The sequence below is a fragment of the Chryseobacterium sp. UNC8MFCol genome, from assembly GCF_000482305.1.
GTDB classification, from domain to species: Bacteria; Bacteroidota; Bacteroidia; order Flavobacteriales; family Weeksellaceae; genus Chryseobacterium; species Chryseobacterium indologenes.
In genome coordinates this window covers 193,673-218,684 of sequence record NZ_AXUZ01000004.1, presented here as the reverse complement: position 1 = coordinate 218,684, position 25,012 = coordinate 193,673, and the positions used below count along the sequence as shown (strand labels likewise).

The 25,012-nt window shown below is 38.7% G+C and carries 23 protein-coding genes; 20 read left to right on the top strand and 3 right to left on the bottom strand.

What is annotated here, in order from left to right:
* The first annotated feature begins 3 nt into the window (after positions 1 to 3).
* The 18 genes from M030_RS0104165 (at position 4) to M030_RS0104075 (ending at position 21,665) form a co-directional block, all read left to right on the top strand.
* Entirely contained in the window at positions 4 to 1,269 is a 1,266-nt protein-coding gene (locus M030_RS0104165; RefSeq protein WP_027372390.1) for an NAD(P)/FAD-dependent oxidoreductase, read from the top strand.
* A gap of 269 nt (positions 1,270 to 1,538) precedes the next feature.
* Complete coding sequence (locus M030_RS24870) at positions 1,539 to 3,692, top strand: zinc-dependent metalloprotease (RefSeq protein ID WP_051584886.1); 2,154 nt, start codon at positions 1,539 to 1,541, stop codon at positions 3,690 to 3,692.
* 290 nt (positions 3,693 to 3,982) lie between these two features.
* Positions 3,983 to 4,468 carry a GNAT family N-acetyltransferase gene (locus M030_RS0104155; RefSeq protein WP_027372389.1) on the top strand — a complete coding sequence of 162 codons (486 nt, stop codon included), beginning with the start codon at positions 3,983 to 3,985 and terminating at the stop codon, positions 4,466 to 4,468.
* 286 nt (positions 4,469 to 4,754) lie between these two features.
* The gene (locus M030_RS0104150) at positions 4,755 to 5,171 is read left to right on the top strand and encodes an RrF2 family transcriptional regulator (protein WP_027372388.1); all 417 of its coding nucleotides are present in this window, start codon (positions 4,755 to 4,757) and stop codon (positions 5,169 to 5,171) included.
* Positions 5,172 to 5,253: 82 nt separating this feature from the next.
* Positions 5,254 to 5,967 (top strand): phosphoadenylyl-sulfate reductase, encoded by a 714-nt coding sequence (locus tag M030_RS0104145; RefSeq protein ID WP_027372387.1) that lies wholly within the window; start codon positions 5,254 to 5,256, stop codon positions 5,965 to 5,967.
* 11 nt (positions 5,968 to 5,978) lie between these two features.
* Positions 5,979 to 6,887 carry a sulfate adenylyltransferase subunit CysD gene (cysD, locus tag M030_RS0104140; RefSeq protein WP_027372386.1) on the top strand — a complete coding sequence of 303 codons (909 nt, stop codon included), beginning with the start codon at positions 5,979 to 5,981 and terminating at the stop codon, positions 6,885 to 6,887.
* 102 nt (positions 6,888 to 6,989) lie between these two features.
* A complete protein-coding gene (locus tag M030_RS0104135; RefSeq protein WP_027372385.1) occupies positions 6,990 to 8,228 on the top strand; it encodes a sulfate adenylyltransferase subunit 1 in 1,239 nt (412 codons plus the stop codon).
* A 5-nt stretch (positions 8,229 to 8,233) separates the two neighbouring features.
* A complete protein-coding gene (epsC, locus tag M030_RS0104130; RefSeq protein WP_027372384.1) occupies positions 8,234 to 9,064 on the top strand; it encodes a serine O-acetyltransferase EpsC in 831 nt (276 codons plus the stop codon).
* 27 nt (positions 9,065 to 9,091) lie between these two features.
* Positions 9,092 to 10,003 (top strand): cysteine synthase A, encoded by a 912-nt coding sequence (gene cysK / locus M030_RS0104125; RefSeq protein ID WP_027372383.1) that lies wholly within the window; start codon positions 9,092 to 9,094, stop codon positions 10,001 to 10,003.
* Between the two features lie 23 nt (positions 10,004 to 10,026).
* The gene (gene cobA / locus M030_RS0104120; protein ID WP_027372382.1) at positions 10,027 to 10,872 is read left to right on the top strand and encodes a uroporphyrinogen-III C-methyltransferase; all 846 of its coding nucleotides are present in this window, start codon (positions 10,027 to 10,029) and stop codon (positions 10,870 to 10,872) included.
* Positions 10,862 to 12,574, top strand: a complete 1,713-nt coding sequence (locus M030_RS0104115; protein WP_027372381.1) for a sulfite reductase flavoprotein subunit alpha — start codon at positions 10,862 to 10,864, stop codon at positions 12,572 to 12,574. Before cobA ends, M030_RS0104115 begins: the two co-directional genes overlap by 11 nt.
* Positions 12,575 to 12,613: 39 nt before the next feature.
* Entirely contained in the window at positions 12,614 to 14,293 is a 1,680-nt protein-coding gene (locus tag M030_RS0104110; RefSeq protein WP_027372380.1) for an NADPH-dependent assimilatory sulfite reductase hemoprotein subunit, read from the top strand.
* Positions 14,294 to 14,662: 369 nt separating this feature from the next.
* Positions 14,663 to 17,539, top strand: a complete 2,877-nt coding sequence (locus tag M030_RS0104105; protein WP_027372379.1) for a TonB-dependent receptor — start codon at positions 14,663 to 14,665, stop codon at positions 17,537 to 17,539.
* A gap of 7 nt (positions 17,540 to 17,546) precedes the next feature.
* Entirely contained in the window at positions 17,547 to 19,055 is a 1,509-nt protein-coding gene (locus tag M030_RS0104100) for a TSUP family transporter (RefSeq protein WP_027372378.1), read from the top strand.
* Between the two features lie 187 nt (positions 19,056 to 19,242).
* Positions 19,243 to 20,046, top strand: a complete 804-nt coding sequence (locus M030_RS0104090) for a hypothetical protein (RefSeq protein WP_227533078.1) — start codon at positions 19,243 to 19,245, stop codon at positions 20,044 to 20,046.
* Between the two features lie 58 nt (positions 20,047 to 20,104).
* Positions 20,105 to 20,719: a hypothetical protein gene (locus M030_RS0104085; RefSeq protein WP_027372376.1), complete on the top strand. Its 615-nt coding sequence runs from the start codon at positions 20,105 to 20,107 to the stop codon at positions 20,717 to 20,719.
* 49 nt (positions 20,720 to 20,768) lie between these two features.
* Complete coding sequence (locus M030_RS0104080) at positions 20,769 to 21,227, top strand: NUDIX hydrolase (protein ID WP_027372375.1); 459 nt, start codon at positions 20,769 to 20,771, stop codon at positions 21,225 to 21,227.
* Positions 21,228 to 21,437: 210 nt separating this feature from the next.
* Positions 21,438 to 21,665 (top strand): hypothetical protein, encoded by a 228-nt coding sequence (locus tag M030_RS0104075; protein WP_027372374.1) that lies wholly within the window; start codon positions 21,438 to 21,440, stop codon positions 21,663 to 21,665.
* A gap of 92 nt (positions 21,666 to 21,757) precedes the next feature.
* On the opposite strand, the gene M030_RS0104070 is transcribed toward M030_RS0104075, so the two are convergent.
* Positions 21,758 to 22,252 (bottom strand): hypothetical protein, encoded by a 495-nt coding sequence (locus M030_RS0104070; RefSeq protein ID WP_027372373.1) that lies wholly within the window; start codon positions 22,250 to 22,252, stop codon positions 21,758 to 21,760.
* 157 nt (positions 22,253 to 22,409) lie between these two features.
* On the opposite strand from M030_RS0104070, the gene M030_RS23720 reads away from it, so the two are divergent.
* Positions 22,410 to 22,955: a GNAT family N-acetyltransferase gene (locus M030_RS23720; RefSeq protein ID WP_051584885.1), complete on the top strand. Its 546-nt coding sequence runs from the start codon at positions 22,410 to 22,412 to the stop codon at positions 22,953 to 22,955.
* Here M030_RS23720 and M030_RS0104060 read toward each other — a convergent pair.
* Both M030_RS0104060 and M030_RS0104055 read right to left on the bottom strand, forming a co-directional pair.
* On the bottom strand, positions 22,927 to 24,015 hold the full coding sequence (locus M030_RS0104060; RefSeq protein WP_051584883.1) for an alpha/beta hydrolase: 1,089 nt from the start codon (positions 24,013 to 24,015) through the stop codon (positions 22,927 to 22,929). The two genes, M030_RS23720 and M030_RS0104060, sit on opposite strands and share 29 nt — an antisense overlap.
* 176 nt (positions 24,016 to 24,191) lie before the next feature.
* On the bottom strand, positions 24,192 to 24,584 hold the full coding sequence (locus M030_RS0104055; protein WP_027372371.1) for a Fur family transcriptional regulator: 393 nt from the start codon (positions 24,582 to 24,584) through the stop codon (positions 24,192 to 24,194).
* Between the two features lie 89 nt (positions 24,585 to 24,673).
* On the opposite strand from M030_RS0104055, the gene M030_RS0104050 reads away from it, so the two are divergent.
* The gene (locus M030_RS0104050) at positions 24,674 to 25,012 is read left to right on the top strand and encodes a MerC domain-containing protein (protein WP_027372370.1); all 339 of its coding nucleotides are present in this window, start codon (positions 24,674 to 24,676) and stop codon (positions 25,010 to 25,012) included.

Genomic DNA, 25,012 nt, shown 5'->3' with positions numbered 1-25,012 from the left:
CATATGGCACACAATAAAGGAAAAGCACTTATCATTGGTGCAGGTATAGCAGGACTAAGCTCCGCCTATTATCTTTTACAAAAAGGCTGGCAGGTTGAAATCCTGGAACAGAATGATCTGTCCAACAATTGTTCTTATGGCAATGCAGGAATGATTGTACCCAGCCACTTTACTCCGTTAGCTGCCCCGGGAGTCGTTGCCCAGGGAATACGATGGATGTTTGACAGCAAAAGTCCGTTTTATGTTAAACCTTCATTGAATTCCAACCTGATATCATGGGGATTGAAGTTTTTAAAACATTCCAACCAGAATCACGTGGATCGTTCAGCATCAGCCATCAGAGACCTTAATCTGGCGAGCAGCATCCTCTACAACGAGATTGCCTCAAAGGATGAATTTGATTTTGAGCTTAATCAGAATGGTATTCTGATGCTTTACAAGACCGAAAAAGTAAGGGAAGAAGAAACAGAGCTTGCTCAGAAAGCGATCAGTCTGGGATTATCAGTTGATATTCTGGATCAAAAAGGAATTCAGGAACTTGAGCCTTATATCCGGATGGATGTCATAGGAGGGATCAATTACAAATGTGACGGCCATATGAATCCGATGAAACTGATGAAACAAATGATCTCTTATCTTAAAAATAATGGTGCCGTTTTTCATACTCATCACAAAGTAACCGGATTTGAAACATCAGGAAGCAGGATTAAAGCCATAATTGCCAATGATAAAAAGTTTACAGCAGACCGTTTCGTCATGACCGGAGGTTCATTTCTTCCTGAACTGGCTCAGAAGGCAGGAATCAAAATTCAATTAATGCCCGGAAAAGGATATTCTTTCATGCATACCCCAGAAAATCCGGTCAATACCCTGAATCATGCTGCTTTATTACTGGAAGCAAGAGTAGCTGTCACTCCTATGAACGGGCAGATCCGTTTCGGTGGGACTATGGAACTGGCTTCCCATCATGATAAAATTAACATGAAAAGAGTAGAAGGCATCGTCCGGTCTGTTCCTCAATATTTGCCTGACTTTCAGATGCATTATAAAAAGGAATCTGAAATCTGGTTTGGTTACAGGCCGTGCGCACCGGATGGACTGCCTTATCTGGGACAATCTTCCCAATTGAAAAACCTGATTATCGCAGGCGGCGGTGGTATGATGGGGTTAAGTTTAGGACCCATTTTTGGAAAAACAGTGTCAGAACTTGCCAATGACCAAAAGCCAACGGTTGAGATAAAGATCTTCAACCCCGAAAGATTTAATTAAAAAAATATCACTTAACACCCCAAATTATTATTTCAACCTGTTTAAAATTTTTAAAGAAAGAGTTTCCAGAAAATTAACAATCATGGGATAAGCATCCCACAGAACTTTATGATAATGGATGGCAAAGTTGTAGACAGAAGCATGGGAGATATTGGCTATCAAAATTTACAGACAAGTTAAAATCATTCTAGATCCAATTCAATAGGTTGATTAAGCCCCAAACAATTGGATTATTCAAATAATTTATTAACAAACAAATCCAAAAAATCATGAAAAAATTTAAATTACTACTACTTGTTTCCCTATTTCCAATAATAGGTTTGGCTCAGGAAAATAGACCTCATGAGTGTAAAGCAGATGAAATGATGAAAAAACATTTTGAACTGCACCCGGAATCTAAGGCTGAATATGAAAATTTTGAAAAATTCACCAAAGATTTTGTAAAAAAAATGGAATCAAACAAAACTCCATTGAACAAAAAAGGCAATGCGCCCACCTACATCATCCCAGTGGTTTTCCATGTGTATGGAGAATCTCAGAGTAATGTAAAAGTAAATTACCAAAAAGTAGTTGACTTACTGAAACAAATCAACTTAAATTTCAATGGAATTAACACTGATTCAAATACTGTGGATCCTGACTTCCAATCTATCAGAGGGGCGTTAAGTATTGAATTTCGATTAGCTAAAATTGATCCAACCGGAAAAGCAACAAGCGGAGTGGTATTTCATCCTTTCAAAAGCGGATATGGCAACGGTGGTGGATATGATGCACAAATTGGAACAGATGCATGGGATAATACAAAGTATATGAATGTGTATATACAAAATGATCTGTATGCTAATAAAGATTTTTATCAATCAGGAGTTGCCTGGTATCCGGATTCATACATGACTTCAGTAAATACAGCAAGAGTTGTTTATAATGGCCGTTATATATATGATGCTGCAGGAACTTTGGCTTCAAACGAGTTTTCTGACACATTCACTCACGAATTCGGGCATTGGTTAAATCTTCAACACACCTTCAATGTTCTTTGTTCAACGGCAAACCCTGGTAATGACGGTGACGGAGTCGCTGACACCCCTGTAGAAAATAATTCTTCCGGATTAGGATGCACAGCCGGAAACAATTGCCTTGGACAAAAAGTGAACGTTGAAAACTATATGGGGTACAACGGTTCCGCTGGTTGTTATAAAATGTTTACCAATGGGCAAGTTAATAGAATGTTAGCCGCATTAAACCATCCTTCGAGAATGAATTTATGGCAGCCTGCCAACTTAGCCGCAACCGGAGTTGCCAATACTCCACCTAAATTAACCCTTAGCAACAGTACCTTTACAGAGAACTTAAACAATAATGGAGCCGTGTCATTAGATGGAACAGTAACATCTGCCCCTACATCAACCATTACCCTAAACGGAGCAACATTTGCCGTACCCAATGGAACAACTCTTACTACAGGGACACATTTCACGTCTTCATTGCCAGCAGGACTAACAGCAGCTATAGCAGTTACAAGCCCTACTACTGCCACACTTACCATAAATGGCGCGGCAGCCAGTCATCCTAAGAGTCAGGTGCTGAATTCATCAATTACGTTCCTGAATCCGGCTATAACAGGAGGTGTAACTTCACTAGGATCGACTACAGCTTTGGCATTAACTTTTTCTTACAAAGATCCCTATAAAATAGTTACAGGAACTCCTCTTGAAAGTTATGCCAATCCAACACCGACAACAGTAACCACCAACTCCGGGGCAACTTGGAAATATTTTATCATTAATCCGGAGCTTAGTGATGATGCAGGGTATGGCGCCTGGTACTATGGCGCCAATCAATTAAAATTGGAAACCTATTGGAAAGGATTGGTTTGCCAAACAGGAACACGAAATATCAGTTTAATTCCAGCCTGTACCACTATAACTAATGCAAATAATATAGGTTACCCAACGGGTACTCCCGGACAACTTGACGTGTACACCCCTACATACACTAACTGGTCTGGCAAAACCGCTTATGTTGGTTTTAGAAACCAATTCGAAGGCTACAATATTAACGGCTATTTCAAACTGATTGTTGGGACCAATGGTTCAGGTTATTCTGTAACTGAGTTTGCATACAATACACAACCATCTGGCAGTATTACAACGCCTTGTGCATTATCATCATCACTATCCACTTCAGACATTGATACAACAAACTCAGAAACATCCATCTATCCAAATCCAGTATCTGATGTGTTGAATATTAAAGCAAAAGGGGAAATCAAATCAATTTCTGTTTATGATATGTCTGGAAGAAAAATTAATGTAAAAGTTATGGGTGATAAGGTTGATGTTAAACACTTCCTAAACGGAACTTATTTAATTGATATTGAAACTTCTTTAGGGAAAACTTCTCAAAAATTCATTAAAAAATAGAATCAAAACGCTATATCGGTACCATATTGAAGGTGGGCAGTATTCTGGAAATGGAATCCTTCTTGGCCATCAACCTCCTTATTAGTACTTTAAAACGTTACAAACTGGTTTAAAATTTTTTAAACAGATGCAATTAATAAAATAATTTAGTATTGACGTATTAGTTATTCACTTGTTGAATAACAGATGGGCTTAATTTTTTAAGCCCATTTTTAGTATGACAAGATATTAGTTTATTTCGTACTTTTATCAATCATTTAACCGCTACCACAGCGATATTCCATTTATATATGCAGTACAATAATAATAGAATCATCATAAGAGAGTTCACCCCTGAAGAATTTATTTTATTTCTAAATCTCTTTGAAAACCAAAATGTAACCCGCTATCTGCCTTACAAAACCCCTGATGAATATAAAGAAATGTTTGAAAAAGCCCTGGCAGATTATAAGGAAGGCCCTTTCAGCAGATGGGGAATTTTCAATGCCCAGAATCAAGATTTTGTCGGAATGTGTCTGGCCAGAACCTTCCTTGATAATCCTGAACAAATAGAAATAGGTTATACATTAGGGGAAAATTACTGGGGAAAAGGTCTTGGAACGGAAGTTTGTAAAGCTTTGGTAGAGTATTGCAGATCATTAGCTACGGACAAAAACATTGTTGCCGTTACTGACTTAGATAATATCGGATCTCAGAAAGTCCTTACAAAAACAGGGTTTAGAAGGGTAGATAATCTGTTGAGAGACGATAGGGAACTGGCTTATTTTATTTTGTAACTTCATGAAAATATGATGTATTCAAAACATATTTTGAATTTTCCAAAAAATAAAAACGTTATAGGTTTCAAAAACCTATAACGTTTAGAGAGTGCACGATGAAAATCTTTGGTTTTCAAAACTTAAGTGAACTTTTCAGCAGTCTGCGTGTAACTTAAATTAAACTTAAGTGTTTAAGAACTTTTGTGGTTAAACTATTTTAGCATTAAAAATCAGTCAAAAGAGAATTACCCTCTCATCGCAAAACATTTCATTTATCAATAATTTATCATAACTTGCAGGAATTATGATGTCGAAACGCTGCAAATACGCACTAAAAGCAATGGTCAGATTAGCAAGAAATTACAATCAAGGCTTTCTGCCCACTTCCGTTATTGCACAGGACGAGAACATTCCTAAGAAATTTTTAGAACAGATTCTTCTCGAACTTAAAAGAGCTAAACTTGTTAACAGTAAGCAAGGTAAAGTAGGAGGGTATTATCTGTTAAAATCACCTGATGAGGTTTCATTAGCAGATATTTACCGCATCTTTGACGGACCTATTGCCCTGACTCCTTGTGTCTCTTTAAACTTTTACGAAGCTTGTGATGATTGTGTGGATGAAGCAGTTTGTTACCTCAGAAAAGAATTAATGATCGTTCGTGAAAAGACCAGAACAAGCATGATGGAAGCTACTCTGACTAAGTTTATCAATAACAAATAAATTTTTTTTAATTTAAATCCTACTATTTTGATAGGAGTTATAGAAATTTGTATATATTTGCAATACTTAATTTCAATTGGATATGGAAAACAATCTGAAAAATGAATTTGAAAAACTACTGACAGAGCTCTCTGAGAACTCTTCACAAGCTCATGCACTGGAGATATTAGCAGAAAAATTTCCCGGTAAGCTTATTTTCTCAACCAGTTTCAGTTATGAGGATCAGGTAATTACTCATCTCATCAAAAATCTGGATATCGAAATCTTCACTCTGGATACGGGAAGACTTTTCGAACAGACTTATGAAACATGGATGAATACAAAAGCTTTTTTCAAGAAGAACATCAAAGCCTATTATCCGGATACCGAAGAAATCAAAGAATTTGTTACCCAAAACGGACCCGATTCATTTTATCAGTCCGTGGAGCAGAGAAAAACCTGCTGTACCATTCGTAAAGTACATCCGTTAAAAAAAGCACTCCAAGGCTATAAAGTCTGGATTACAGGATTACGTTCAGAACATTCTGCCAACAGACAAAATATGCCCCAGCTGGAGTGGGACCCGGATAATCAGATCATAAAATACCATCCGCTTCTTCACTGGACATCGGAGCAGGTAACCGATTATGTACAAACCCATCATTTACCATATAATCAGCTTCATAAAAAAGGATTCGTAAGCATCGGATGTGCGCCTTGTACAAGAGCAATTAAAGAGGGGGAAGATTTCAGGGCAGGCCGCTGGTGGTGGGAAGATGCCAATAAAAAAGAGTGCGGTTTGCATATTCATCAATAAAAAAGATAAAAATGTCAATACATCAATTAAACTATTTAGATCAGCTGGAAGCAGAGTCTATTTATATATTAAGAGAAGTCGCAGGACAGTTTGAACGTCCCGCTTTATTATTCAGTGGTGGGAAAGACAGTATTGTTCTGGCTCATCTGGCGCGAAAAGCTTTTTTTCATGGAAAAATCCCTTTCAAATTTGTACATGTTGATACCGGACATAACTTTCCGGAGGTATTGGAATTCCGTGATCAACTGGTAGCCCGGTTACACGTAGATCTGGTAGCCAGAAAAGTAGAAGATACCATCAAAGCTAAAAAATTAACAGAGGCTAAAGGTAAATTTCCAAGCAGAAACTGGCTTCAGACTTATACTTTACTCGATACAATTGAAGAATTTGAATTTGATGCCTGTATCGGAGGAGCCCGGAGAGATGAAGAAAAAGCCAGAGCAAAGGAGAGAATATTCTCCGTGCGTGACGAATTCGGACAATGGGATCCTAAACTTCAGCGCCCGGAGTTGTGGAATATTTTCAACGGAAAAATCCACAAAGGAGAAAACGTAAGAATTTTCCCGATCAGCAACTGGACAGAGCTCGATATCTGGAACTATATCCGCAGAGAGAAAATTGCTTTACCTTCTATTTACTTCTCGCATGAGAGGGAAGTGGTAGATTTTAACGGGCAATGGCTGGCCAATTCCGAGCATGTATTTCTGGAACCGGAGGATATTATTACCACCCGGAAAATACGCTACAGAACGGTGGGTGATATGACCTGTACCGCAGCCGTTGAATCTCACGCAGAAACCATTGATGCCGTTATTGAAGAAATAGTTGCCACCAGAATTTCAGAACGTGGCGAAACGAGAATAGACGACAGGGTAACCGAAGCAGCAATGGAAGACAGAAAAAAAGGAGGCTATTTTTAGATAAGGAATCAATAATGAGTAATCAGCAATACACAAAGGGCTTTTCTCTTTCAACCATAAATTACTCATTACCAATTACTCATTACTTATAAACAAAATCGGATGGATATATTAAGATTTATAACGGCAGGAAGCGTAGATGACGGGAAAAGCACCCTTATCGGCAGACTGCTTTACGATAGCAAAAGTATTTTACAGGATCAGCTTGAAGTCCTTGAAAAACATTCTAAAAACAAAAATGAAGACGGGGTAGATCTCGCCCTTCTCACAGACGGATTGCGTGCAGAAAGAGAACAGGGAATCACGATTGATGTTGCCTACAGGTATTTTTCTACTCCCAAAAGAAAGTTTATTATTGCCGATGCTCCGGGTCATGTTCAATACACGCGTAACATGATCACCGGTGCATCCAACTCCGAATTGATGGTCATTCTTATTGATGCCCGGAAGGGAGTGATTGAGCAGACAAGAAGACATTCTATCATTGCTTCATTACTAAAACTGAAAAAAGTTGCCGTAGCCATCAATAAAATGGATATGGTAGATTATTCGGAAGATGTTTTTGAAGCTATAAAATCAGACTATTCCAAAATAGCAGATAATCTGGGATTACAGGAGGTAAGTTATTTCCCGATTTCGGCTCTGAAAGGAGATAATATCGTTTCCAAATCATCAAGAACCGAATGGTACGAAGGAAATTCTCTTCTGGAATACCTGGAACAGGTAACATTGAATGAAGAATCCAATACCGGAAATCGTTTCCAAGTACAGTATGTCATCAGACCTCAAACAGAAGAACTGCATGATTACAGAGGATATGCAGGCCAGATCGTAAGCGGAACATTCAAAACAGGAGACACCATTCAGATTCTTCCTGCAGGATTAACCACGGAAATCTCCAAAATAGAAATCAACGGAGTAGAAAAGGAGGAAGCATTGGAAGGACAACCCGCAGTAATCCATACCTTACATGATCTGGACATCAGCCGAGGAGATATTTTTGCCACTGAAGATCAGCTTCCGGCTGTTGAAAAAGACCTGCAAGTTTTGCTATGCTGGCTGGATCAGAAACCTTTGCAGCCGGGTAATAAATACCTGTTGCAACAAAACAGCAGACTGGTAAAAACGATCGTAAAAGAAGTGGATTATAAAATCAATGTCAATACCCTTAATCGTGAGCAGGTAGACAGCGATATTAAACTTAATGAAATTGTAAAAGTAACCCTTCGAACGGCACAGCCTTTGGTCTATGATAGTTTTATCAATAATAAAACAACAGGGTCTGCAATTTTGGTGGATGAAACTTCTAATTCAACTGTTGCAGCCTGTATAATTCAATAGAAACAATGGCTATTTCCAATCATTTAATTGAAAGAATTCATCGCAGCAAACAAAATAATATTCATGGATTCTTTGACAAAATAAAAACCAAAAAATGGGTAAAGGATTTGTACGAAACACTTTTCCTTCCTCAAAAAGATCATAGTGAAGATCAGTTGAAAAAGAATTTTGAAACACTTCACAATACCCTTTTTGAACTGACTCATGTAGTAACGGGAAATCAAAAGCTGGCAGAGACTCATACCCAAAAGTTTTTCGCCTCTTTACCGGAACTTTATGATCTTCTGGTTCTGGATGCGCAGTCTATTATGGAATTTGATCCGGCTGCAGATTCGCTGGAAGAAGTATACCTTGCATATCCCGGCTTTTTTGCCACCTATGTATACCGTATTTCTCATCAGCTATGGAAGCAGGAAGTAAAAATATTACCAAGGGTTATTTCCGAGTATGCACACAGCAAAACCGGAATTGATATCCATCCCGGGGCAGAAATCGGAAAATCGTTTTTCATTGATCACGGAACCGGAATCGTCATCGGAGAGACAACCATTATCGGGAATCATGTGAAAATCTATCAGGGAGTTACTCTCGGTGCATTGAATGTTTCCAAAGAAAAAGCCCATCAGAAAAGGCATCCTACTATTGAAGACGATGTGATCATCTATTCAGGGGCCACAATTCTGGGAGGAAATACAACCATAGGCAGAGAAAGCATTATCGGAGGAAATGTCTGGATTACACAGAATGTACCCGCCAATTCTCTGGTGTATCATAAAAGTGAAATAAAAATAAAGGATAACACTTCATTACCGGAGTCATTAACCTTTGTGATTTAAAAAAACAAAAAGTAAAAATATATTGATATGAAATTTCAGAACACACTTGAAGCGATAGGAAATACACCCGTCGTAAAAATCAATAAACTATTCAGTTCAGATCATGAAGTCTGGATTAAACTTGAAAAATCCAATCCCGGAGGAAGCATTAAAGACAGAATTGCCCTGGCAATGATTGAAGATGCCGAAGCAAAAGGATTATTAAATAAAGACAGCACCATTATAGAACCTACCAGCGGAAACACAGGAATAGGTCTGGCACTGGTGGCTGCTGTTAAAGGATACAAACTTATTCTGGTAATGCCGGAAAGCATGAGTATTGAACGTCGTAAAATTATGGAAGCCTACGGAGCCGAATTCGTACTGACTCCAAGAGAAAAGGGAATGAAAGGAGCCATCGAAAAAGCCAATGAACTGGCTGAAGAAACTCCCAACTCATGGATTCCAAGACAGTTTGATAACCCTGCAAACGTAAAGGTTCATACCGAAACCACAGCACAGGAAATTATCAATGATTTCCCGGACGGCCTTGATTACATCATCACAGGAGTAGGAACGGGAGGGCATATCACAGGTATCGCCACAGCAGTGAAGGAAAAATTCCCGAATGTTAAAGTATTTGCCGTAGAGCCGGAATTATCTCCTGTCCTAAGCGGAGGAAGTCCTGCACCACACCCTTTGCAAGGGCTGGGAGCCGGTTTTGTACCATCTATCCTTGATATCACTCTTTTAGACGGAGTGATCACGGTAGGCAAAGATGAAGCTTACGAATATGCTCTTAATGCGGCTAAAAAAGAAGGACTTTTTGTAGGCGTTTCTACAGGAGCTGCTCTGGCTGCCATTGCAAAACATTTACCCGAAATACCATCTAACGCTAAAATTCTTACCATCAACTATGATACCGGGGAAAGGTATCTGTCAGTAGAAGGACTCTTCTAAATCCTTAACTAACACCTACTTCAATGAAAACAAATATAAAATCACCAAAGGTTTACCTTATCGGTGCAGGACCCGGCAACCCTGAACTGATCACTGTAAAAGCCGTAAAAGCCATTGCCATAGCAGACGTTATTTTATGCGACCGCCTGGTAAGTCCTGAAATCCTGGAAACCTATGTCAGCCCGAATACTGAAGTTATTTATGTAGGTAAAGAATGTAGTAAAAATGCATCCACTCCTCAATCTCATATCAATACTTTGATGGTGGAGTATGCCCTTCAGAACAAAACCATTGTACGACTTAAAGGGGGAGATGTTTCCATATTTTCCAATATTCTGGATGAATTACAGGCTTTAAAAAGCAATCATATTCCTTACGAGATTATTCCCGGAATTACTGCCGCACTCGGAGCTGCTGCGTTTGCAGGTATGCCTTTGACGGCAAGAGGATATTCAACCTCGGTTCGCTTCCTGACCTATTATACATCCGAAATTGTAAGTGAGGAATACTGGAAAGAACTGGCTGCTACGAATGATACACTGGTATTTTATATGTCAAAGGGAACACTTAACGGTCTTGTTGAAAGACTGAAGACCCTTGAAATTTCTGCCGATAAAAAAATCGCGGTCATTGAACAGGCCACAACACCTTTCCAAAAGGTATACACCTCTTTATTTGAGGAGTTTAATGAAAAATTCGGAACCCAAAACTTTGCTTCCCCTTCATTAGTGGTCATAGGTAAAATTGTTAACCTTCATGAAGAATTTTCGTGGCTTGAAAATGCACAGCAGGAAGGTCTTTATTTCAAATCTGTAGAAAACGGAAGTCTAATCCCTAATCATCAAAATTTCTTTGAATATGCTGTCTGAAACTAAATTAAACGTCCTTAAACAAATATCCGGTGATTTTTCCAGAGATGAAGCCATATGGGCGAGCGGATACCTTGCCGGATTGGCCGGAGGAAGTCTGTCTGCTACCGTACTGCCACCACTTCAAACAGAAATTACTGCTTCAAATGCTGTAAAAAAAATAACACTGGCTTATGGTACAGAAACCGGAAACAGTAAAAAACTGGCGACAAGTTTAGCCACTATTATAAAAAAGAAAGGAGTTCAGGTAAAACTGTCAGACCTTTCACAATACAAACCTAAAGATCTGGCCAAAGAAGAATTCTTTTTTGTGGTAATCAGTACACAGGGAGAGGGAGAACCGCCGGCATTAGCCAAAAAATTCTATGATTATATTCATGAAAATGAAATCAATCTTACCCATCTTAAATTTGGAATTTTAGCGTTGGGAGACAGCAGCTATCCTCAGTTTTGCAAAACAGGAGAAGAGGTTGACTACCGTTTTGAAATCCTGGGTGCCCAACGTATCATTCCATTAAAAAAATGTGACATCGACTATGAGCAGGAAGCCAGCCATTGGATCGAGCATGTATTTGAAACGGTCCATAAAACATCTGAAACTTCCTCCAAAAATATTTCCGCTCCAAAAGTTTCGGCAGGACGAAAAAAATACCACGGAAAAGTATCATCAATTATCAATCTCAACGATATTACTTCCGACAAAGAAACTTATCACATAGAAATAGAAACGGAAGAAGCACTCGCTTATCAACCTGGTGCAGCATTGGGGATTTTACCATATAATTCAAAGCAGGCAGTTGAAGAAATCATTGCCCTGACCGGTATTGATTCTCAAAAACAAATAGAAACCCACAAAGTAACTGATTCTGTGGAACAGCTTCTACAAAGACATCTTAACATCAGTTATTTGCTGAAATCCGTAGTTGCCCAGTACGCTAAAATCACAGGACATACTATTCCTGAAGTACGTTTGGGCCTGCTGGATCTCCTGAGAATTTATCCGGTAAAACATGCAGAAGAATTTGAAGAGGTCCTTCAGATCCTCACAGGACAGGCTCCGCGTTTGTATTCGATATCATCTTCACTGGAAGCTCATGGTGATACTGAAATTCATATTACCGTAGCCAAATCGGAGTTTTTTATTGATCACCAGAAATATAACGGGCTTTGCAGCGGTTTCCTTAGTGAATTCAGTGAAGGACAGGAGGTTGAATTTTATATCCAGAATGCCGGTCATTTCAAACTGCCTGAGCATGATAAAGATATAATTATGATCGGGCCCGGAACAGGAATTGCTCCGTTCAGGTCTTTCCTTTGGGAGCGTGATGCGGTAGGAGCTGAAGGAAGAAACTGGTTGTTTTTCGGAGACAGGAATTTTGTTTCAGATTTTCTTTATCAGGCTGAACTTCAGGATTTTCTTAAAACAGGAAGTCTTACGCATTTAGATCTTGCTTTTTCCAGAGATACCGCAGAGAAAGTCTATGTTCAGCATAAACTGGAACAAAAAGCTCGGGAAGTCTTTTACTGGCTCGAAGGAGGCGCATCTGTGTATGTATGCGGAGCCAAAGAACCTATGAGCCGGGATGTAGAAGAAACCTTGTTGAACATTATTCAGAACGAAGGAAAAAAAAACAAAGAGCAAGCCCTGCATTATCTTGAAGAAATGGAACTGAGCGGCAGATACGCCAAAGATGTGTATTAAAACTCCCTGAAGTAGTAGCAAAAATTAAAGGAAAAAATTATGAGCAACGATAATAAAGATAATCTTTCACCGGTAGAAAGAATTAAAACCGGAAGCAACGGACTGAGAGGAACTTTAAAGGAAAGTCTTTCGGATGACTTTACAGGAGCCATCAGAGAAGATGATCAGACGCTGATTAAATTTCACGGCATGTATCAGCAGGACGACAGAGACAGAAGGGAAGAACGTGTCGCCAAAAAACTGGAGTGGTTATATTCTTATATGATCCGTCTGAGACTGCCCGGAGGTTTTTTAACTTCTGAACAATGGGTAGGGCTCAACGAAACGGCAAAAGATCATTCTACAGGGACCATAAAAATAACAACCCGACAAACGATCCAGCTGCATGGTATTTTAAAATCTCATTTAAAGCCTACCATCCAAAGCTTTAACCTGCAACATCTTGATTCTATTGCCGCCTGTGGTGATGTGAACAGAAATGTAACCTGTACAGCCAATCCGTCAGAATCACCGCTGCAACATGAGGCTTATGAACTGGCAGGTAAAATAAGTGAAATGTGTCTTCCAAAAACCCAGTCGTATTATGATATCTGGATTGATGATGAGCTTGTTGTAGACCGGAAATCCGAAGAAGATCCGCTGTATCAGGACCGGTATCTTCCCAGAAAATTAAAAATAGGGATTGCCGTTCCTCCCAATAATGATGTGGATGTTTTCATCAATGATATTGCATTGATTGCTATTATTGAAAACGGAAAGATTGCAGGATATAATATTGCTGCCGGTGGCGGATTGGGTGCTACCCACGGAAATGAATCTACTTATGCCCGTCTTGCCTCAGTACTGGGATTTGTGGATACGGAAGAAAAAGTGTTAAAAGCAGTCTATGAAATTATTACCGTACAGAGAGATTTCGGAAACAGAAGCGATAGAAAACTATCCAGGTTAAAATATACCATAGATAAACTGGGAATTGACCAGTACAGAGCCGAAGTTGAGAAAAGAACCGGCTTCAGTTTTGAGCCGGCCAGAGATTTCAGGTTTGAACAGAGAAAAGACCGGTACGGCTGGATACAGAATCACGAAGGCAAATGGTTCTACACCTTATTTGTGGAGCATGGCAGAGTACTTGATACACCGGAATATCCTTTAAAATCAGGTTTATTAAAAATTGCTCAAACCGGAAAGGTCAACTTCAGATTTACCTGTAATCAGAATCTTATTCTGGCAGACATCCATGAAGAGGATAAAGCTGAAATCGAAAATCTTCTACAGGAATATGGCATTTCAGGGAATACGGATGGTGCCAGTGCACTTCGTAAAAATTCTGTAGCCTGCGTGGCTTTAAATACCTGTTCTTTAGCATTAGCCGAAGCCCAGCGTTATCTACCGTCTCTGGTTACTAAAATAGAACCTATCCTTGAAAAATATGGTCTTCTGGAAGAAGATATTACCATTCGTATGACCGGTTGTCCTAACGGTTGCGGAAGATCTCCCAATGCTGAAATAGGATTTGTGGGTACCGCTTACGGAAAGTACAATCTTCACATCGGTGGAGACCGCCTGGGCATGCGTCTGAATACAAAATTTAAAGAAAATATAGGGGAAGAAGAAATTCTTGCCACACTGGATGAACTTTTCGGGATTTACGTACACAAAAGACTTTCGGAAGAAACATTCGGTGATTTTTCTTACCGTTATTTGCAAACTTTAAACTGATTATATGGCTTATTTTCTTGATAATCTGAAAAAAAATATAAAAACTCAACTTCTTCTTTCAGGTGAACGAATGTGTATGTGTTGTTGCTTTTCAAAATAACAATATATACAAAGCTGTTTCAACTTTTTGAACCACGAGGAAAAGTTAATATTACATCCTGTCAATGCGAGCCAAAGGAGAAGCAATCTCAGGATTATATTAACGGTTTAAACCACCCCGTCAAAAATTCTTTGAATTTTCGCCACCCCTCCACAGGAGGGGAATCTTAAGCCCTTCCATTGTAATATGAAATCATATTGAAGATTTTCATCATTAAGGGTAAAAAAGTTCAGGCAGTCTCATTCTCAACCTTAAAAAATGAAGAAAAAATGAAAAACAAAAAACAGGGAAATTTTCTGCCCAAAGCGGGTATCGTCGCCATTAGTTTTCTCTCTTTCAACGCAGCAAAAGCACAGCAACAGCTTATTGAATTAAGCGGAAGTATAAAAAATACAGGAACCCACAAAGGTCTTGATTCTGTAAAAGTACAGATTGAGAATACGGAAGATATTGCTGTAACCGATCAGCTGGGTAATTTTAAAATACGGACCAGAGTTACCATTCCTTTCCGGTTGGTGATCAACAAAGAGGGGTTTTCAGGACAGACGGTTGAAGTTCTTTCTCCTTCCAATAAAATTACGGTTGGTTTAAACCCGCAGAACACCATTATTGATGCGGTGGTTATTTCAGCATCCAGAGTTCCTGAAAAAATACTAAAGTCTCCGATCGCCATTGAAAAGATTGACATCAAAACGATCAGAGAAAGTCCGGCAGCTTCTTTTTATGAAACCTTGGAAAATGTAAAAGGGCTGCAGCTGTTAACCTCCAGTCTGACGTTGAAAATTCCCAATTCCAGGGGATTCAATTCTCCCAATAATTTCCGGTTTATGCAGCTCGTAGATGGAGTAGATGTACAATCGGCTACATTGGGAGTTCCTCTGGGAAATGCCATTGGACCTACAGAACTCGACATTCAGTCTATGGAAGTTACTCCCGGTGCTGCTTCTGCACTGTATGGAATGAATGCCATCAACGGACTGGCCAGCCTTCAGACCAAAGATCCGTTTACTTCTCAGGGATTAAGCGTGTATTTCAGAGGCGGGGTGAACCACGTTGACAATGTCAATCACAAAATCAGTTCTTTAGGAGAAAGTGCCCTTAGATTTGCTAAAGTTTTCAATAAAAATTGGGCGGTTAAGGTAAATGCTTCTTACTTCACAGGTACAGACTGGATTTCCAACAACCAAACGGATCAGAATCCGGGTTCATTGGTCACTGCAAATCCAAACTTCGCACTGGTCAACAATCCGGCAGAAGATCTTTGGAACAAATATGGCGATGAAAGGAACAACAGAGTTGCTGTAAAAGTAGATTACAACGGAAAACCAACCACATTCAATGTATCCAGGACGGGATATCTTGAAAAAGATCTGGTAAGCCCTGAAGTTAAAAACATCAAGTTTGATGCAGGGCTGTATTACCGGTTTGGAGATCAGTGGAGAGCTTCTTATGTATATCGCTACGGTCTGCTGGACGGAACTTTTCAGAGAGGGAATAAAATCCGGTTACAGAATGCCACCGTTCAGAATCATAAAGTGGAACTGACAGGGAAAGAACTTACTTTCAGAGCTTATGTATCCTTAGAAAACACAGGAGATTCCTATAATCTTAAACCTCTTGCCGACAACCTGGATCTTACCAATCTTTCCAATAACAACTGGAAAAGTATATTTCAGACTTCTTTACAAAATGGCATTAATGCAGGTGTAAATTTAAATGACGCTTTCATTCTTGCCCGCAGAGAAGCTGATAAAAATCGTGCAGCACCGGGAACAGCTGCATTTGAACAGTTAAAAAATACCATTATCGGAATCAATAACTGGGATTCTGCCAATGCAGGAGTTGCAGGGGCTCCGGCAACAGGAGGTGCTAAGCTTGAGCAAAAATCAAGGTTTTACCAGGGAGAGCTTACGTATGATTTCAGCAGGTTTGTGAAAATATTTAACCTTTTGGCAGGGATCGATTATCGTTTGTACAGCATCACTCCGGACGGAAATAATTTTGTCGACTTCAACAGGCCGGTTAATGAAAGAAATATTCCTCTGGCCAACGGTACTTTCGGGAAAGATGTGATTTACCGGAAATATGGAGCTTTTGCGCAGATTACAAAAGTTTTTTTCGATGATAAATTAAAAATAAATGCTGCTTTAAGGATTGACAGGAATCCCGAGTTTGAAGCCAAATTGAATCCGAGAATAAGCATTGTTTATTCTCCGGTCAATCAGCATAATTTCAGGGCTTCCTTCCAGAACGGCTATCGTTTTCCTTCCTTATTTGAGGCTCTTTCATTTGTGAATAACGGCAATGTAAGAAGAGTAGGAGGCTTATCCAAAGTCAATGAAGGATTGGGATATCTTGAAAATTCGTACACCCTTGCCTCTATCGACCGGTTTACTTCTGCTGTAAATACCGATGTTGACGGAGGAAAAAGCCAGTCTCAGGCTGCACAGGACAATAAACAGCTTTTGGTGGTAGCGAGCCTTCAAAAATTGCAACCTGAAAAGATCAACTCATTTGAAGTAGGATACAAATCCGTGATCTTCAATAATAAACTGGTTCTGGATTGGGATTTTTATTACAATATCTACGAAGGATTTCTCGGGCAGGTGGAAGTGGCCGTTCCTAAAAACAGCGAAGTAGGAAGCAATGCAGCGGTTCTTGCTATGCTGGACAGAAGTAAACAGGATCGTTACAGGGTGTACACCAACAGCAACAATACTTATAAAAGCTACGGAACTTCACTGGGAATCCGTTATAATGTAACGGGAAATTATAATATCAACACCAACGTTTCCTATAATGATCTCGCATCCAATACCAATTCTGATCTTTTTATTACCGCTTTCAACACTCCTAAATGGATGGTTAATGTCAGCATAGGAAACAGGGAAATTGTCAAAAACATCGGGTTTACGCTTGTTGCAAGATGGCAGAGCCGTTTTATGTGGGAAAGTCCCTTAGCTTCAGGTGAAATTCCAGCTTACTATACCATCGATGCTCAGGCTACCTGGAAGATTCCACAGATCAATGCAAATGTAAAAATTGGCGCCACCAATTTACTGAACCGCCGGTATTTTCAATATGCAGCCGGCCCTGAGATCGGAGGTCTGTATTATGTCGCTTTTACGTATGACTTAAAACTGTAATCAAGATATGAGTAATTCGTTATACCCCATATTCTTAAAACTTGAAACGTTGTCACTGCTCATTATTGGCGGTGGCAAGGTTTCTCTTGAAAAATTAGAATCAGTGCTCGGTAATTCACCGGGAACACCTATAAAATTGGTCGCTAAAGAAATCATTCCAGAGGTCAGAAGTTTACAAAATCAGTATCCTCATATTATTTTACATGAAAGACCTTACGAAGACCACGATTTTAATGATACAGACCTTGCCATTATAGCCGTCAATGATCTTGTATTGGCCGGACAAATCCGCGATCAGGCCCATCAGAAGAATGTTCTGGTTAATATTGCAGACAAACCTGAACTTTGCGATTTTTATCTGGGTTCCATTGTCAAAAAAGGAAGCCTGAAAATCGCTATTTCAACCAACGGAAAGTCTCCCACAATCGCTAAGCGTTTAAGAGAAACCTTTACAGAAATTATTCCTGATGAAATGGATCATGTGCTGGATAATATGCAGAACATCCGCCGTCAGCTGCAAGGAGATTTCAATGATAAAGTAAAAGAACTCAATAAAATCACCACCGAATATCTTTCTGAAGGGAAAAAGAATGATATGGAGATCGAAAAACTGATCAGCATTACCAAAATCGCTCAGCGAAGAGCCAATATCTATCTGGCGATTATCGGAATTCTGCTTTTATTCGCGATATTGGGGCTTGTGGTGTATCAGTTTGATCTTTCCGGTGATATTCAGACTTTTTTAAACAAAGATGGTCATATTTTTTACTGGATGTTATTTGCCGGTTTTATGGCAGAAATTGTAGCAGGATCTATGGGCATGGGCTATGGTGTTATCTGTACGACGATCCTTTTATTGTTGAATGTTCCGCCACCTGTCGTCAGTGCCAGCATCCATTCGGCAGAATCATTTACAACTGCTGCAGGAAGTTTCAGTCATTATAAACTGGGAAATGTTAATAAAAAAATGGTTTTGGTATTATTCCCGTTAGCAATTGTGGGATCTGTTATCGGAGCATTGACTCTTTCTCATTATGGAGAATACTACGCTCATATTGTAAAACCCATTATTGCCTGTTATACTTTATATTTGGGAGTGAACATTTTGAGAAATGCTTTTAAAATAAAGAAATCAGTTCAGGGAAAACCCAGGCACAGAACCAATTTAAGAATATTGGGATTGGTAGGAGGCTTTATAGACTCTTTTGCCGGCGGCGGCTGGGGACCATTGGTTACCGGAACTCTGATCAAAGAAGGCAGAATTCCCCGTTATGTAGTTGGAAGTTCTACGGTGGCTAAATTTTTACTCACCATAACTAGTGCCATCACCTTTATTTTTACAATTGGCATTCATCATTGGAATATCGTTTTAGGTTTATTACTGGGAGGTGTTTTTACAGCGCCATTCTCTGCCATGTTGACTTCAAAGCTTCCTACTAAAAAGATGTTTGTCGTTGTAGGAATAGTGGTTATTGCCATGAGTCTGGTCACGATTATTAAATCTTTATTTCATTAAAAAGCTCTCTGCTCCGAGGGCTTTTCCTTTTGAAACAGAATAGATCCTTCCTTCGCGGGCCTTAGTATGTAGCTGATTTCCCGGCTGTGGTTTAAATGAATAAAATAGCTGAAATTGACTATTGAAATTCCCCTTTCTATTCAATAGCTTTGTAAAAAATCATTTTAATAATACCAGGAAGTAGAACATGATGAAAAAGAGATTACTTTTAACCTTGTTGTCATTCTCAGGATACATTTTATCTGCCCAGGAAGCGGACAATTCTTTACAGGGATATTACAAGGCATCTACCGATAAAACACTATACGATCATTTCAATTTTGACGGAAATGGAAAAGTTTCAATAGCAGGAATGGATTATGGAGATTATTTTACAAGAAATGACAGCCTGATCGTCTATCCTGATAAAAGTATATTCATTTTCAAAATCAAAAAAGGAAAAATAGCCGGAATTTCAGACTGGGTAGAGAAAGGGATGTGGATTCGTAAAAAAGACAGCTCCGAAATCAATAACAGACATAATCCGGCGGCCGCTAAAAAGAAAGCACAGCTCTTAGCCGAATATTATGACAGGACAAAGAACTCCAATGGTTCTGATCTAGATTTTGAAGCATTATTATCCGGAAAAACCTCAGGCATCAATGAAGAACTTTGCAATAAAGGCCTTGCAAAAGCATGTATGAATCTTTTCGGATTAAAAATGATGCAATATACCCCGGGGCTGCTAACGGACGCAACAAAAATTCCTTCAAAAAAGATAAAGCCTCATCCGGAGCTCATTGCCCTCTCAAAGAAAATTATTGATCTTGGTGAGCCTGAAGGATATACGGTCCTGGGAAGTTATTATTTTACTTTAGGCTTAAGAGAAAGGGCTTTTAAAACATGGGAAGAAGGGGAAAAGAAGGGAAGCTTAAAATCAGGATCCACCAAAGCTTTGATAGAATTCCAGGAAGGTCTGGAAAAAGAAGTGGAAAAGGAAAAAAGACATTGAGTGGAGATGCAAAGTTCTTTCACAATAATTCCTTTGGTCAATATTCAATTTTTATAATATGCATTTTAAGAAAATATATTTTTCATTGCTGGGTTTTTCAGCAGTTATAAGTTGTAAACCTGAGAAAAAATCTGTTGCGGAAACAAAACCTCAGGATACAATTCGTGTTGTTCCAGGTATAAAAAAGGTTTCAGACAGTCTTACAAAAGAGAAAAGAGTTGAGCCCATCGATACAACAGCGGTATTGCATGCCTTTAAGAATGCCACCAAAACAAAACAATTTGGTGAAGACGTATATTACGATATAAAGGACGAGCTTTCAGGATCTATTTTTGATTCGGAACGCCCTATTCTTATAGGAGATCTTAACGGAGATCAACTCGATGATGCTATTATGCCTTTTACCATTGAAGGACGTGACGGGGGAAATAACTGGGACGCCCATTATGCTATTTTTATTAATAAGGGCGGGAAGCTCAGCTATCAGTATTCTTTCAACAGAGGAGCTGATCTTGCTGAAACACAGACTTTTTTTAAAAGCATAGAAAACGGAGTGGTAAAAGGAGTTGTTGAACCGGGATTTCATTATCCTGATGGGGAAAGTACTCCGGTCAGTTTTATCTACAAAAATAACAGACTTTCAGAAGTTCTTGCAACTTCAAAAGCAAAATAAAGAACTCCGGAAATCTTATTGATAATCGCAAAATTCAACCGCTATGCCTATGAAAACCAGTGCAGGTATTGTATTGTTTAAAAGAGAAAATAACGAATTCCATTATTTTCTTGTACATCCGGGAGGTCCGTTCTGGAAAAATAAAGACCTTGGCGCATGGTCTATTCCAAAAGGAGAAATACTACCTGATGAAGATCCATTATCAAGAGCTTTAATAGAGTTTGAAGAGGAAACAGGAACAACAATAACGGGAGAATTTATTGAACTTACTCCTATCAAACAAAAAGGAGGAAAAATAGTGTATGCATGGGCTGTAGAAGGAAGTATTGACGCATCCGGACTGTACAGCAACACCTTTGCATTGGAATGGCCTCCAAAATCCGGCAAAACCATTGATGTCCCGGAAGTTGACCAATGGGAATGGTTTACCGCGGAAGAAGCTTTGAAAAAGATCAATTCAGCGCAGGCTGCATTCATAACCGAAACAGAATCGTTATTCAATAATTGAAATTATAACTTATTAAGTTTGTTTAAACTTTTATTAATACACAAAGGAGGTATGATATTTAAATCGTTTGTGAAATGATAAATTATATGGCTATATTTAAGTTGATTTTTAAATAATATGTAAAATATGTTGTTATTTATATAATATTTTTATATTTGATATATTAGTTGTTATCAAATCGATATGTATTTAATTTAAAATTGACCAGCCATGAAAAAATTAAACAGAAAAAACTTGAAAAAAATCGCAGGAGAACTTGGAATAGAAATAAATCTTCCTCTTCCTGTCGGAGTTTGCTTGGGAAATCTTATTTCTCTTTGCCCTCCTCATTCCCATTGCCGTGCAGATGAAAGATGTTATCCTGATGTTGCAGGCCCTTGTATCAACGGGATGTGTCCGGCAGGCTATTCCTGTCACAACGGCGAATGTGTCAGATAAAAACATAAAAACAAACCTCTTTATCAACTCATAAAGAGGTTTGTTTTTTTATAAAATACCGGACTTTAACATCTTACTTTTGGGGAAGGAACTTATTTGATCTTAATCCCGATTGTTTTTAAGGCGTGAACAGTCAGGAATATATCATCAAAAACAATCAATGATTCCACATCATTGAATCCTGACGGAAGCAGGTCGTTTTTATTAAAAGACAATTCGATGGAAGTGTCATAATCAGCCACGATTCTCACTTTGGAATACCCGTTGTAATCTACTCTGAAACCTTCAAACATACAATAAGATTCTGCGCTCTGGTATTGAGCATACTCCTCAAATCCTGCAATATCCGTTCTGTTTCCGTCATTATGCTCAAGAGATTTCCATGCAGCATAGTTTTTAGGCTCCTTCAGAACATTTCCCTGAGGGTCTACGGGAACAAACATTCCCAACGTAAGCGGCGTTTTTAAAAAGTTCGCATAATTATTCATCAAATGTAAAATTTGAAGATCGGCATATCCTTCATTTGAATAATATTCAATGACGAAGGTGGTCATCGGGATCAGCTTATGAGAAGCGTCAGTAGGCATAATGGAATCTATTCTTAATCAGCCGATAAAAATAGTATTTTTATTTACTTTTCCCAACGGTATAGGGTGAATAGGGCCGTATTTATACCGATTCTGAATAACGATCGCCAACGCTCGTCCGTTTATTTTCCGTATTTTTGAGGATAAGAAAGGAATAATGATCGCAAACACTTCTTTACAGGATACAGATGAGGTTTTTGAAGTTTATACCATAGCTTCAGATTTTAAGAAAAAAATCTCCGGCGTACAATGGCCGGTATTTGACCGAAACATGATCGAAACAGAAATCAAAGAAAAACGTCACTGGAAAATTATGGTTGATGGTGCTATCGCCTGTGTCTGGAGTATTACTTTCGATGATCATCAGGTTTGGGAAGACCGAAACGCTGACCCTTCCATTTATATTCACAGGATTGCAGCCAATCCCAACTTCAGAGGACAGAAATTCGTTGAACAGATCGTAGATTGGGCAAAAAATTATGCTGCAGACAACAATAAACTCTATGTGAGGATGGATACCACGGCTGGAAATCAACGACTTAATGATTATTACATACAATGCGGATTTTCACATCTTGGCCCAAAAAAAATAACTGATGCCGAAGGACGTCCAGCGCATTATCAAAATGCCATAATGGAGCTTTTCCAGCTGGAAGTTGAGGAAGAAGACCCCGTTATTTACAAACAGGTTCCACGTCAGTAATTAAAGTAACCAATAACTTTCCGGGCTCCTCTATGGGAATCAAATGAGCAGAATTTTCAAACCATATCCCTTTTTTAAACGGAGCCTTTACATTTTTCAACCATTCAGCAGTAGGCTCTGAAGGGGTCGTATAATCATGTCTTCCCAAAAACATAAAAACCGGAATAGGAAATGTCTTTATATTTTTAAAATCAGTATCCAGAAATTCGGGAAGTACTTTGGCCAGAGTATATAAGCTGCCTTTGCCAATAGCTTCTGCATCATTATAGGAATACTCAGGGGATAGTAAAGGTGCCTGGAAGAAAAATCTGGAATTATTCCTGTAGGCTGTCAGTCCTCCGTAATATTGAGGCCATTTTCTGGCAATAATAATACGAGATCTCGTAATCGCGGTGTTTCCAGGATAAGGTGATATCGAAGCAAGTTCTTTTAAGGCTGCATCATTTTTTAATCTGGTGGCTTCTCTTACAGCAAAATCAACACTTAAGCGTTCATTATCTTTTGTATTAATGATCTGTCCGATTCCTACATAGGCAAAAAATAAGTCCGGTCTTTTTAAAGCTGCTTTCATGGAAATAATTGTTCCCCAGCTATGCCCTACAAGAATCACCTTTTTCTTTTTATATTTTTCTTTAATTAATTCAGCTACGTGGATCGCGTCATCTACATATTGATTGATATTGATTGTGTTTTTCAGCTTCAAAGTATCATTGGCATTATATGTTTTTCCTGAAGCTCTCTGATCATAATTGACTACGGTAAAATATTCCTCAACAGGTCGCTGAAACATCCACATTACAGGAGAGATGGGAGAGGCAGGACCGCCATGTACAAATAGAATAACAGGATTTTCTTTGTTCTGCCCGCGGACATATACCCATTGTTTTACACCGCCAATATCCGCTTTATATCTTTCCTGAATGCCATTGGGGTTGACAATAGAATCAAGATCTTTAATAATTTCTCTGGCTGATCCGTACTCATCACCAGGTTTGTTATTCTGGCCAGTGAGTGTGAGCGACAACAACAGTACAATGATTGATATAATCTTATTTTCCATCTTTTTTTATCTGTATGTAGTAACCAAATTAAAAATATAATTTGAATACCTATATAAAAAACACTTTTACATGATATTCTATTACATGACAAGTCTTCTTGCAAACAGATTTTCCAGAAGTTGTACTCTGGTTACATCTTCTGAGTATAAAAACGGTTAATCTGATGAAAGAGCCATCATTCTTTTTCTCCGCATTTCGGACAAATTCCGCTGATGATAAAATTATATTCCTGGGGAATAAAACGTTCCGGCAAACTGATTTCCGGAATCGCATTTTCAATACACGTTACGGAATGGCATTCTTTGCAATTAAAATGAACATGGTTATGAAAATGCTCTTCATGGGTACATTTTCCACTGCATTTGGCAAAATTCACTACTCCGTCAATATTGACAATTTTGTGAATTTCACCCTCATTTTCAAGTCTTTCAAGCACCCTGTAAATGGTAACTCTATTGCATAGGTCTCCTAATTTCTTTTGAATATCCGCATGGGTAAGCGCTACATCAGACCCGTTGATAAGGTTCAGAATTTCAGTTTTGGCGTGCGTATTTCTTACTTGTTTCATTTTTTAATGCAACAAAGTTGCGTTATTTGAAAATTAATCTTTACTTTTGCAACAAAGTTACGATAACAAATCTAAATTCCCTATACTTTATGAAATCGAAAATTCTGGACGCAGTAGGAATATCCGCCGCTGTATTATGTCTGATTCACTGCATTATCTTTCCGCTTTTACTGATTATTCCTTTAGGGATATCCCATAATCCTTATATTGATCTGGCTTTTCTTATCATCGGAGCTGCCGTAGTGTATAGAGTCACGAAACACATGACCAACATATGGTTAAAATTTATATTTTGCCTCTCTATTCTGCTCATTTCCATTTCGGTATTTGTAGACCTCCTATTTGAAATTCATATTCCTTTAATCTATGTAGGAGCTGCCGGGCTCATTATCGCGCACATTATCAATTTTAAGAACCATAAACACTAA